At 58.3% G+C, this 12,415-nt stretch carries 10 protein-coding genes; 7 read left to right on the forward strand and 3 right to left on the reverse strand.

The window, feature by feature from the left end; translation table 11 throughout:
• Positions 1 to 87 precede the first annotated feature (87 nt).
• The 3 genes from OZX75_RS02170 to OZX75_RS02180 all read left to right on the forward strand — a co-directional run bounded on the left by OZX75_RS02170 (position 88) and on the right by OZX75_RS02180 (position 2,890).
• Entirely contained in the window at positions 88 to 567 is a 480-nt protein-coding gene (locus OZX75_RS02170) for a GNAT family N-acetyltransferase (RefSeq protein ID WP_277146613.1), read from the forward strand.
• 233 nt (positions 568 to 800) lie between these two features.
• A complete protein-coding gene (locus OZX75_RS02175; RefSeq protein WP_277146614.1) occupies positions 801 to 2,003 on the forward strand; it encodes a CynX/NimT family MFS transporter in 1,203 nt (400 codons plus the stop codon).
• Between the two features lie 38 nt (positions 2,004 to 2,041).
• Positions 2,042 to 2,890 carry an aldo/keto reductase gene (locus tag OZX75_RS02180; protein ID WP_277146615.1) on the forward strand — a complete coding sequence of 283 codons (849 nt, stop codon included), beginning with the start codon at positions 2,042 to 2,044 and terminating at the stop codon, positions 2,888 to 2,890.
• Between the two features lie 116 nt (positions 2,891 to 3,006).
• Here OZX75_RS02180 and OZX75_RS02185 read toward each other — a convergent pair whose 3' ends face one another.
• Positions 3,007 to 3,351 (reverse strand): hypothetical protein, encoded by a 345-nt coding sequence (locus OZX75_RS02185; protein WP_277146616.1) that lies wholly within the window; start codon positions 3,349 to 3,351, stop codon positions 3,007 to 3,009.
• A gap of 256 nt (positions 3,352 to 3,607) precedes the next feature.
• Between OZX75_RS02185 and OZX75_RS02190 the strand changes: the two genes are divergently transcribed.
• Complete coding sequence (locus tag OZX75_RS02190) at positions 3,608 to 4,780, forward strand: ArgE/DapE family deacylase (RefSeq protein WP_277146617.1); 1,173 nt, start codon at positions 3,608 to 3,610, stop codon at positions 4,778 to 4,780.
• A 162-nt stretch (positions 4,781 to 4,942) separates the two neighbouring features.
• Here OZX75_RS02190 and OZX75_RS02195 read toward each other — a convergent pair whose 3' ends face one another.
• Entirely contained in the window at positions 4,943 to 6,280 is a 1,338-nt protein-coding gene (locus tag OZX75_RS02195; protein ID WP_277147349.1) for a nucleobase:cation symporter-2 family protein, read from the reverse strand.
• 540 nt (positions 6,281 to 6,820) lie between these two features.
• Entirely contained in the window at positions 6,821 to 7,399 is a 579-nt protein-coding gene (locus OZX75_RS02200; RefSeq protein ID WP_277146618.1) for a xanthine phosphoribosyltransferase, read from the reverse strand.
• Positions 7,400 to 7,665: 266 nt separating this feature from the next.
• On the opposite strand from OZX75_RS02200, the gene OZX75_RS02205 reads away from it, so the two are divergent.
• From OZX75_RS02205 to rpsD, 3 genes are all read left to right on the forward strand, one after another.
• Positions 7,666 to 10,422, forward strand: coding sequence for an ATP-dependent helicase (locus tag OZX75_RS02205; protein ID WP_525930261.1), 2,757 nt, complete (start codon positions 7,666 to 7,668; stop codon positions 10,420 to 10,422).
• Positions 10,423 to 10,495: 73 nt separating this feature from the next.
• Positions 10,496 to 11,386: a hypothetical protein gene (locus OZX75_RS02210; protein ID WP_277146620.1), complete on the forward strand. Its 891-nt coding sequence runs from the start codon at positions 10,496 to 10,498 to the stop codon at positions 11,384 to 11,386.
• 309 nt (positions 11,387 to 11,695) lie between these two features.
• Positions 11,696 to 12,322: a 30S ribosomal protein S4 gene (gene rpsD, locus OZX75_RS02215; protein WP_277146621.1), complete on the forward strand. Its 627-nt coding sequence runs from the start codon at positions 11,696 to 11,698 to the stop codon at positions 12,320 to 12,322.
• Positions 12,323 to 12,415 lie beyond the last annotated feature (93 nt).

A 12,415-nucleotide genomic window follows, 5' to 3' on the forward strand; every position in this document is an offset into this window, starting at 1 on the left:
TGTTTCCTGTAGAGTTCTTCGCCCAATCGCCGGCGGCAAGGTGATGACTGGTTTAAACCAACCGCGTTCTTGAAAGGAAGGAATAACATGGACGACGAACTGAAATTCAGATATGCTGGGCGCGAAGACGTCGCGTTGATTCTGAAATTCATCAAGGAACTTGCCGATTACGAGAAAATGCTGGACGAGGTCGTCGCCGATGAGGAAACGCTCGAGGAGTGGATTTTCGACAAGCAGAAGGCGGAGGTCATTTTCGCCTGTCTCGGCGACAAGGAGATCGGATTCGCACTGTTCTTCCATAATTTCTCGACGTTTTTGGGCAGAGCAGGCCTGTATCTGGAGGATTTGTATGTTTCGCCGGAATACAGGGGACACGGCTATGGTAAAGCGATATTGAAAGAGCTGGCCAGAATTGCCGTCGAGCGCAAATGCGGCCGTTTGGAATGGTGGTGCCTGGACTGGAACAAGCCAAGTATCGATTTCTACCTGTCGTTGGGTGCCGAACAGATGTCCGATTGGACGACATACAGGATTGCCGGCGACACGTTGAAAGATCTTGCGCAATAGACATGTGTGAACCCTGTCGGAGCCTGAGAGAAAGTCTGTCGGCAGGTCGGTTACGGTTGAGCATTGAGGATTGTGGTTTTGCGGCCCGAATCGGGTGAGTTGACGCCTGTTCCTAATTGAATAAATGTCAAAGTGGCAACACGATAATGGTTTGTTCGCCTGTTAAGGCGAGAGACGATGCGTGTTGCCGAATATCAACAAGTGGTTTAGGAGGATGAATAGTGAGCAAGCATATGAGCAGAGGCGCATGGCTGGTGGTTTTGGGATTGATACTGGCCGGTGCGAATCTGCGTATGCCAATCACTATGATGCCGCCGCTGCTGAATGATCTGAAGGCCGAAATCGGCTTGCCGACTTCACTGGCGGGGTTGCTGACCACCATCCCGTTGTTGGGATTCGCACTCGCCTCGCCGATGATGGGCAAGTTCGGTGCTAAACACGGCAGCGACAAAGTGCTGGTCGTCTCGTTGATCATTCTGAGTGTCGGCAGCTACCTGCGTGTCATTCCTTCGTCATGGGCGCTGATGGTCGGAACCGCCATTCTCGGCATTGGTATCGCTGGCGGCAACGTGCTGCTGCCAGCCGTCATCAAGGATCGTTTCCCAAATAACATCGCGGGCATGACCACCCTTTACACCATGGCGCAGGTCATCGTCGCGTCGCTCGGCACTGCCGCGTCTGGCGTCGTCGCCTCAAAGATTGGTATCCAGTCAAGCATGGCGATGTTTGCGCTGGTGGGCCCCGTCGCGCTGATTGTGTGGATATTCATTGCCGTGCTCAACCAACGTCGTTCCGGCTCATCGCACATTGCCGTTGACACTCCCGTCGACCGACCAATGGTCGACAGGACGCCGTGGCGCTCGCCGCTGGCATGGTTGATTTTGGCCTACTTCGGCTTGCAATCCATGCTGTATTATTCCCTGCTTACCTGGTTGCCTTCGATGTGGCAGGAGGCAGGTTTCAGCTCTGTGGTGGCGGGAAATCTCGCCACGCTCTTCCAGCTGACTGGCATGCCGCTGACACTGACGGTGCCGATGATTGCCGAGCGCAAACATGGGCTGGCCATCATCAACGGCATCGTCGGCGGGGGATTCGCCCTTGGAGTATTGGGCATTCTCGTGCCGGGTGCGAACCTGCCGCTCAATGTGGTGGCCGCTGCCCTGATGGGTATGGCGTCGGCAGCGGCGTTCAGCATCTGCGTGATCTTCTTCCAGAAGCGCACCTCGAACGCGGCAGACACCGCGCGTCTGTCCGGCATGGCTCAGTCCGGAGGCTATCTGCTGGCGGCGGTCGGCCCGGTGGCGCTCGGCGCGCTCAATGGTCTCCTGCATACTTGGACACCTATCATCGTGCTGGTCCTCGTCGTCATCGCCCTGATGTACCTTTCCGGCCTCGTCGTCATCCGTCACCGTGATATCTATGAAGGGCTACACTGAGCAGCAGTGGTTCCACCATTACCTGAAAGGCAGAAACGATGACGATTCTTACTGATACTTATACGCTGAACAACGGGGTGAAGATTCCGAAGATTGGGTTCGGCACCTGGCAGATTCCCGATGGGGAAGTGGCTTATGATTCGGTGCGGATGGCGCTGGACGCCGGGTATCGCCATATCGACACCGCCTACGTCTATGGCAACGAACGCAGCGTCGGACGTGCGATCCGCGAGTCGGGAGTGGCGCGCGACGAGATTTTCGTGACCTCGAAGCTTCCGGCCGAGGTCAAGACGGCGGACGGGGTGCTGCCGCATTTCGAAGAGACGATGGAGAACCTCGGGCTTGATACCCTCGATCTCTATCTCATCCACGCGCCCTGGCCGTGGAGCCACGCGGGGCACATGCGCATGGACAAGGAAAACCTCGCCGTGTGGGGCGAAATGGAGAAGATCTACCAGTCCGGCCGCGTGCGTGCCATCGGGGTGTCGAATTTCGATGACCACGATTTGAAGAACATTCTCGACCATGCCGAGGTGACGCCTGCGGTCAATCAGATTCAGTATTACGTAGGTGCCACTGAGCCGCGCAACAGGACATTTGCCCAGTCGCACGGCCTGCTGATCGAGGCCTATTCGCCGTTGGCCACCGGTGGGCTGCTCGGTTCGCCGGAACTCAAGGCGATGGCCGAAAAGTACGGGGTCTCAACCGCCCAGCTGGCGATTCGCTTCTGCCTGCAGAACGGTGTGCTGCCGCTTCCGAAAGCCACGCATCGTGAACATATCGAAAACAACGCCGATGTCGATTTCACCATCAGCGACGCGGATATGGACACGCTTAACGTCTTTACCGATCCGAATCCGGACAACCACAATCCCAGCCAGCGGTGAGAATCAGCCTCAAGATATTATCCCGCAGAAGTCGCCATCCCGAACGTTGTTGCGGGATGGCGACTTCTGCTTTAGCATCATGATTCCTGAATTTTTCTAAAAACCGAATAGGATTTTTACGGTTGTATGGTGCTGAGTAATTCGATGATTTCTTCATGACGCTCTGAAACATTCATCTCGGTGGTTTGAAACAGTTCAAGAATCTGTCGTGCGGTGTCGAGTGTTTCCTTATCGCGTTCGCCGGCATCGGTCAGTGACGAGAGGTTGAGGAAAGACTCGAGTGAGTGAGAATTTTGGTCTTTCAAAGCGCGTTCGATGATGCCACGCAGCATGATCTTGAGATTGCGTGAATTTTTGCGGTCGTTTCGACGACGTTCCAAATACGGTAGGAACAGCGCCACTAATACCGCTGCGGTCTCTGCTACTGCCGTGGCCCATTCTGCCAATGATCCAATCTCCATATACTCTCCTTGGCGAAGCGTTGAAAGTGCAAAACCATACTGTACACCGTTCTCTGCAACGGGTGAATGCCGGCGATAGCGATCTGCGCTGCAGTCGGATTTGCGGATCTTACTGCAGAGCAATGGGAGCAATCGTTCATGTCTGTTGGACAAGTTGGTGTCTTGAAATCGAAACGTTTGCCTGTGATAATTGGTGAACGAGTGAAGTGGTTTAATAGAAGAATATGCATATTGTCATCTTTTGAAAGGGAATATCATGAACGAGCAAGAAGCCATGGACCTGCTGCGCAAGTTCGTAGGACTACGTACCGAAAACGGCAACGAAAAGGTCGTAGCGGATGAAATCAAGGCGATTTTCGATAAAGCCGGCGTGCCCTGCAAGGTTCTGCCGCTTGAAGAGGACCCGACACGTGCCGACCTCGTCGCCGAACTCGGGCATGGCGAGCCGATTCTCGGGCTGACCGGGCATATGGACACCGTCTCGGCCCAGCAGGAAGGCTGGAAGACCGATCCGTTCAAGCTCACCGAAGACGGCGATCTGGTCTACGGCCGCGGCGTGACCGATATGAAGGCCGGCCTTGCCGCCATGGTCATCGCCATGCTCAATCTCAAAAAGCATGAGGAGCAGATGCGCGGCACCGTGCGTTTCCTGGTCACGGCCGGTGAAGAGGTCGGCATGCCCGGTGCCGCTGCACTCGAAAAGCAGGGTTACATGAAAGGCGTCGAGGCGTTGCTCGTCGGCGAGCCTTCCGGCTACAACATCGTCTACGCCACCAAGGGCGAGCTGAACCTGAACATCGCGATGAAGGGGAAGGCTGCGCACAGTTCCACTCCGGCCGCGGGCATCAACGCAGTGGAGAATCTGATCGAATTCCTCGATACCATTTCCAAGCGCATCAAGGCCGCAGCGGCCGGAAAGAGCAACCCGGACCTCGGCGATACCGTCTTTAATATTGACGTCATCCGTGGCGGCCAGCAGGTCAATGCGATTCCTGAGTCCGCCAGTGCCGAAATCAACATGCGTATCATCCCTGAGTTCAGCAACAAAGAGATTCTCGCTGTTTTGGACGATGAGGTGGCGAAGTTCAACGACAGTCACAAGGCCACCGTCTCCTACGAGGTCGGTATGGATATCGTCCCCGCGATCGGCCCGAAGGACGCCAAGCTCGCCAAAATCGTCAAGTCGGTGGGGGAGCGCCATTTGAAGGAACAGGGCAAGCCCGGCGAGATCCCGATGTTCGGCGTATCCGGCGGCACCGACGGCAGTGTGCTCCTGCTCGACAGCCCGAAGGACACCGCCTACGTGATGTTCGGTCCGGGCAACGATACGATGCACTGCGTCAACGAAAGCCTGCCCAAGGCGATGTACTTCGATTTCATCGGCATCTATGACGACATCATCAACGAGTACATGGGCATTAGCAAGTAGTCGATTGCGTTTGATGCTGGTAAACGGACTCAGATAAACGGTTGCGGTGCGTTTCCCGGCATCGGAATGTGATAGTGCTGGTAAACGTACTGTAATAAGAGATTAAAGTACGTTTACCAGCACGAAATTGCGATGTTTTGGGCGAAGGAGCCTGTTTTAGCTTCAGTCTTTAGTTTCTGCGGTATTGTTTTCTCCGGAACCGTTATGTGTGTTGACCAGGAAATGCGACTCGTTGGGAAGTACAGCGTTCAAGATGATGGCGACCACGAACGAAACGGCGATGCAGTTGGTGGCGAAGATCGACTGGAAGAGCTGCGGGAACTGGGCGAAGATGCCGCCGACCTGCGTGAAACCGATGCCGATGGTCAGGGAGAGCGCCGCGATGGTGGTGTTGCGCTGGCTGAAGCCTGCCTCGGCGATCATCTGGAAACCGGAGAGGATGATGTTGCCGAACATCATGATGGTGCATCCGCCGAGCACGGCCTGCGGCATCGAGTTGAACACCTGGGCCACGGCCGGCACGAAGCTGGCCAGGATGAGGATGAAGCCGCCGGAGAGGATGACCTTGCGGTTGACGACCTTAGTGACGGCCACCAACCCGATGTTCTGGGCGAACGAGGTCAGCGGCAGGCAGCCGAAGAGCCCGGAGACGGTGGAGATCAGGCCGTCGCCGGCGATGGCCCCGCTGGTCTCGCGGTCGGTGGGCAAGCGGTTCAGGCCCACCTTGGAGAGCGCCGCGGTGTCGCCGAGCACCTCGACCGAGGAGACCACGTAGAGCAGGGCGAACGAGATGATGGAGCCGGCGTCGAAGGTCGGCTTGAACGGCATGAAGCGCGGCAGGCTCACCACCTGCAGGCCTGTGAATCCGGAGAAGTCGACCTTGCCCATGAAGATTGCGACCACATAGCCGACCACCAGGCCGAAGAGCACCGAAAGCTGCTTGGCGGTGCCTTTCATCAGCAGTTGGAAGGCGAGGCATGCGACCAGCGAGATCAGGCCCAGCGTGAGGTTCTGCCAGCTGCCGAAGTCCTTGGCTCCCGAGCCGCCGCCGAATGAGGAGGCGCCGGTGGAGAGCAGCGAGAAGCCGATGGAGGTCACGACGATGGCCGAGACGATCGGCGGCACATATTTCTTCCAGAAGGTCGCGGTCAGGCCGAGCACCAGCTCGATAAGCCCGCCGACGATGATGGCGCCGACCAGGGCGCCGTAGCCCTGCTTGCCGACGATGGCGGTCGCGGCGGCGACGTAGGTAAACGAGATGCCGGTGACCATCGGCAGGCGGCTGCCGACCCGCCAGATCGGGTAGAGCTGCAGGCAGGTGCCGAGGCCGGCGACCAGCAGACCGTTCTGGATGATCATCGCCGATTGCGCGGGGCTCAGATGCGCGGCGGCGGTCACCAGGAAGATCGGGGCGAGGTTGGCCACGAACATCGCCATGACGTGCTGCAGGCCGAAGGGGACGCCGCGCCAGAAGGAGATCTGCCCGTTGAGGCTGGTCAGGGCTTCTTCGGTGCTGGGTTTAGGCTGCTTCGATCCGTTCGCGGCGGAATCGTCGTCGTTTCGTTTGCGCCACGGCAGGTGGGAGGCAAGTCCTGAGACATTATTATCGGCTGCCGCCTGCTTGGTTGGTGAAGTCACAGTCGATTTATCATCAGACTTGTTTTCATTATTGGGGATGATGTTTGCTGGTTCGGCCTCTTCGTGGGTGCCGTGCTGATCAGTGCTCAAAGGGTCTCTTTTCTTGATGAAATTGAGATAGTGCTGATAGCTGAAAGCATACGCTCGTCAGTGGGCAGAACGGGTTCAGGGCGTTTCTTTGAGAACAATGCGGTCTGTTTGGTGCCAAAGATTCATCTTTGATGATAGTTTACGGTGCTGTTGGCGATGACCATATTGAATTTTGCAAGGTGCCGGTGATGAACGCTGACCAATAGGCATGCGTCCAACGGACAACACGAAACAGACAACAAAAAGCGGCCGTCGGGAATCATGTCTCCCGTGCAGGCCGCAGTACGTTCAAATAATTGAAGTCAGCAGGAACTATGCGAATTCGATGGTTCCGTTTTCGCCGTCCATCGACTTGACGATGGCCAGCGATGCTACCTCATAACCGGCTTCACGCAGTTCCTTGCCGCCGCGCTGGAAGCCTTTTTCGATGGCGATGCCGATTCCTTCGATCTTGACGCCGGCCTCGTTGCAGATATCGATAAGACCGTGCATGGCCTTGCCGTTGGCGAGGAAATCGTCGATGAGCAAAACGTGCTCGCCGGGGTTCAGGAAGCGTTTCGAGACGATGACCGGGAATTCCTTCTGTTTGGTATAGGAATAGACTTTTGCCGTATATTGGTCGCCGTCCAAGTTGATGGATTGGGTCTTTTTGGCGAACACGACAGGAACGTTGCCGAAATGCTGGGCTGCGATGCAGGCGATGCCGATGCCGCTGGCCTCGATTGTCAGGATCTTGTCGATTTTCTTGCCGGCGAAGATGCGCGCCCATTCGTCCCCCATGTGGTTGAACAGCGTCACGTCGCACTGGTGGTTCAAGAAGGCGTCGACCTTGAGCACTTCGCCCGGTTTCACGGTTCCGTCCCGGCGAATCCTGTCTTCAAGTTCCTTCATGTTTTCCTCTCGTTTCCGTCGGTAGATTTTGGCGATGCCCGACGCCACGCATACATATATGGTCTACGAGCATAATCAGTGGAGGTGACGTTGATAAACGGCATCTAGCATCCGTCATCGATTTGACTTATATGTTGCGTGATATGACCGTTCCGCCTCGTGCCGCGGGCCGATGAGACGATGACAACTGGATGTGATAGAAATGAAGTCCTATGACAGGCGGGCGCGGCTCTTGGCGACGCTCGCGAAACGGCTTGGTGAAGGGAATGGGTGTGGCACAGGATCCGGATTTGATTGCGCGAAGCGCCGAAGAACTCGTCGGTGATTTGAACCCGCAGCAGGCCAAGGCGGTGCAGTATCGTGGGCCGGCCTTGCTGATCGGTGCGGGGGCCGGGTCGGGCAAGACGCGCGTGCTGACCCGTCGAGTGGCGTGGATTCTTTCCCAATTCGGCGCATGGCCCAGCCAGATTCTGGCCATCACGTTCACTAATAAGGCCGCCGCCGAAATGCGCGAGCGTTTGAGGACCTTGATTGGCCCGGTCGCCGAGCATATGTGGATTTCGACGTTCCACTCCGCCTGCGTGCGCATTTTGCGACGCGACGGCAAAACGATCGGTCTCAATTCCGGCTTCTCCATCTACGACACCGCCGACAGCCAACGGTTGATCAAGCTCATCGCTACCAGTCTCAACGTCGATCTGAAGCGTTATACGCCTCGTGCCATCCTCGGTCAGATCTCCGATTACAAGAACAAACTGGTCGGATGGAAAGAACTGCTCAATACTTACGCACCCGATTACAAGCCCGGCCAGCAAGGCTATCAGATGGGACGTGCCGACAACGCAGATGCGGTGTATGCCGTAATCTACGCGGAATACCAGCATCGCTTGGCCGCGGCGAATGCCGTGGATTTCGACGATCTGATTGTCCGTACCGTCGAGCTCTTGCATGATCACCCCGAAGTCGCGGATTATTACCATCATAAGTTCCGTTACATTCTGGTCGACGAATACCAGGACACCAACCACGCGCAGTACCAGCTGGTGCGCGAGCTTTCCGGCATCGACGACCCCGATCGTCCCGCCATGGGCTCGCAGTCTTCCAACCAAGCGACCGCAGGACGCGAAGGCCCGGCCTGGGTCACCGTTGTCGGCGATTCCGACCAGTCCATCTATGCGTTCCGCGGCGCCGACATCAGCAACATCCAGGACTTCGAGAAGGACTTCCCGGGGGCGCTGACGATCATGCTCGAGCAGAACTACCGCTCCACGCAGACCATTCTCGACGCTGCCAACGCAGTGATCGCCAAAAACACGGGACGCAAGCCCAAGAAACTCTGGACCGCGCTGGGCAAAGGGGAGCCCATCGTCGGCTACGCGGCCGACAACGCCCAGCAGGAGGGCGGCTGGATCGCCAACGAGATCGCCAATCTCAAAAGCGAGCACGGCTACCGTTACTCGGACATGGCGATCATGTACCGTGCCAACGCCCAGTCGCGCGCGCTGGAGGAGGCGCTGATCAACGCCGGCATTCCCTACCAGCTCGTCGGTGGCACGAAATTCTACGAGCGCCGTGAGGTCAAGGACGCCATCGCCTACCTGCAGGCCATCACCAACCCCGCCGACAGCGTCAACATGCGCCGTATCATGAACACGCCCAAACGCGGCCTCGGAGCGCGGGCCGAATCCATGGTTGCCGCTTTTGCCGAGGCGCACAACGTACCGTTCTGGAACGGCATCGACCAGATGGATCAGATTGCCGACCTGCCCACACGCACCCGCACCAAGCTCGGCGAATTCCGCGATCTGATGCGAGACCTGATGCAGTTTGCCGCCGATCACGATTCCAAGCCTTCCGAGATCGTGGCGCAGGTGCTCAGCCAATCCAAGCTGCTCGAAGAGCTACAGCGTTCCACCGACCCGCAGGACGAGTCGCGTGTCGAGAACCTTTCGCAGCTGCAGTCCGTGGCCGCCGAGTTCGAGCAGAAGACGCCCGACGCCACGCTTTCCGGATTCCTCGAGACCACGGCGTTGGTGGCCGATTCCGACCAGTTGCCGGGCGAGGGGGAGGACAGCGGCAAAGTCACGCTGATGACCCTGCACACCGCCAAGGGCCTCGAATACCCCGTGGTGTTCCTCACTGGCATGGAGCAGGGCACGTTCCCGCATTCCCGCTCGCTCGAGGACGAACAGGAGCTTTCGGAAGAGCGTCGTCTGGCCTACGTCGGCATCACCCGCGCCAAGCAGCGGCTCTACGTCACTCGCGCGGCGGTGCGCTCGCAGTGGGGCCAGGCCAACGACATGATGCCCAGCCAGTTCCTCGACGAGATCCCCGACGAGCTGATCGAATGGAAGCGTCGCGAGGCCGGCGTCGAGCGCATGCGCTCCGGGTGGGGCAGTGGCTCCGGCGACAGTGGTTTCGACGACGAGTTCGGCGGCTGGGACGATGACGATGGTTTCTCTTCCGGTTCCACGTTCGGCGCTTCCGGGTCATCCTCGTCGTATGGCGGCTCTCGTAGTTCTGGGCGTTCCGGTTATGGCTCGTCGTACGGTTCCCGCTCAAGCTACGGTTCCGGCCATTCTGGCTACGGTTCCCGTTCCGGCTCTTCGTCCTACGGCTCGCATTCCCGCTCGCTCTATGGAGCAGGTTCGGATTATCGCAGCTCCTCCTCGCATTCCGGTTACGGTTCCCATTCGTCGGGTGGCTCGTCGTACGGCTCCCGTTCCGGCTACGGTTCGTCCTCATACTCTTCGGGCTCGCACACCCGCGGCGGCAAGGTGACCACGCGCCGGACCGCGCCCAAATCCGCGTCGCGCTCGGTGCCGGCTTCGTCGCTTAAGAAAGACAACAAACTGAGCATCGCCGACTTCTCGGTCGGTGACAAGATCACTCACGACCAGTACGGCCTGGGCACCGTCGTCGACACGCAGGACAAGGGCCGCAACTCGATCATCACGGTCGATTTCGGCTCTGACGGCGTCAAGCGCCTCATGCTGCGCGTCGCTCCGATCGAGAAGCTGTAAGGTGTCGGCTCGCCGCGTGGGCACGGGCATATAATCGTCTAGGTTCAGGCAAAACCGAGGGGTTCAGAGGAAAATGACAGGGATTATTTCACAAATTGTGGCAGCCATCGTCATCGAGGTCGTCGTGTGCTTCCTGCAGTGGAAGGCCGTGCGCAGACCAGCGGTCTATCGCGGCGATCCGACCATGGCGGACGGCCGGTATGATATGTATTACGAAACGGTGGATGGCGGCGTTGAGCCGGGAACCGGACACCAGGCCGACATCAACGACTATCTCGCGCCGGCGGGCAGCGATGTCAGCGGGGCGGTGGTCGCCTATGTGCTGTGCGGCATCATCGGCGGCTTGTTCTTCGTCTATCTGTCGCTGGCTTATTCGGCGGTCTGCACCGTGCTGATGGTCGTCATCCTGCTTCAATACCTGGCGTCGCTGGTGCTGCTCATTCGCAACGGGTCATTCGAGGCCAACAGGACCGGGTTCCTGTCGAGGTGTTTGGAATTCTTCGTCCTCTTCTGCGTGACGCTCTATACGATTGGTGCGGTCGGCGAGTCCCGCACCTCCGGCACCTTCGCCAAGCTGCTGCTGGGCACCGACGGACAGTGGCACCGCAAGTTCATCGACGACTTCGGCGTCATCATCCGCAATCTCCCCTCCTGGCAATTCATCGACTGGCTCGATGCCATCCAGCTGACCGTCGGCTCCATCCTGTGTGTCTGCTTCCTGGTGTCCATGCTGCTGGAGTCGGTTGGTATGTTCGTGATCTGCGGCGGCTATGTCCCGCTGCACAGTAGTGGGTTCGTGGCGGGGAAGACGTGGGTGTTTACCCGCATCACCACGCGCAAGACCGTTTATCGGGTCCTGTGGTTCGTGTTGGCCTTTATCCTGAGCTCCCGTTCGGTGGTCACGATCTGCGTGGGCATCTACCGCTTCATCGCCGATTTCATCAGCAATTCCTACACCCACTGACGTCGGATCTGCGCCTTTGCACCGGCGCGTGGTCCGCATCGCGGACGGAGACGTAGAAGTCATGGCCGGAGCGGGGTGGCACCGTCGTTATGTTCGTCCTTACCCTGCGGGTAAAATAAGAGTTTGTGTCTGCCATAAGGCGGACATTATCTGGAGTCTTAGCCCATCAGTGGGTCGGCGATATGCCCGGCAAAACGGGGATGTCGTTGGCGCTTGGCGCCTTGAAGCACTGGAGAGGCCCGGCTCAGCGCGGTTTCTTTTGATTCCGCGTTCCGTTCAGATAACGACAGAATACAAAGGAACAACAGAATGACTAACATTCAGCGTTCTCGCCGTCAGGTGCGCCTTTCGCGTGCCCTCGGCATCGCACTGACCCCCAAGGCTCAGCGCATCTTCGAGAAGCGCCCGTACGCTCCGGGTGAGCACGGCCGCACGCGTCGCCGCACCGAATCCGATTACGCGGTTCGTCTGCGCGAGAAGCAGCGTCTGCGCGCCCAGTACGGTCTCTCCGAGAAGCAGCTTCGTGCAGCTTATGAACAGGGCACCCACACCAAGGGCCAGACCGGTGACGCCATGCTCATCGATCTCGAGACCCGTCTCGACGCTCTGGTGCTTCGCGCAGGCTTCGCCCGCACGACCGCCCAGGCACGTCAGTTCGTCGTGCATCGCCACATCATGGTCGATGGCAACGTGGTGGACCGTCCGTCCTACCGCGTCAAGCCCGGCCAGACCATCCAGGTCAAGCCGAAGAGCCAGACCATGGTTCCCTTCCAGATCGCCGCTGAAGGCGTGCACCGCGATGTGCTGCCCGCAGTTCCCGGATACCTGGACGTCAACCTCGCCTCGCTCAAGGCGACTCTCACCCGCAAGCCGGAGACCAAAGAGATCCCGGTCGAGGTCAACATTCAGTACGTCGTCGAGTTCTACGCTCGCTGATTTCTGAATCCCATTCCTTTAAAGGACATACCGCAAGGGCCCTGTGAGTTTCAAGCTCACAGGGCCCTTGGCGTTGTCGTGAATTGCCGTTCG

It is taken from the genome of Bifidobacterium sp. ESL0800 (genome assembly GCF_029395355.1).
Lineage (GTDB): Bacteria > Actinomycetota > Actinomycetes > Actinomycetales > Bifidobacteriaceae > Bifidobacterium.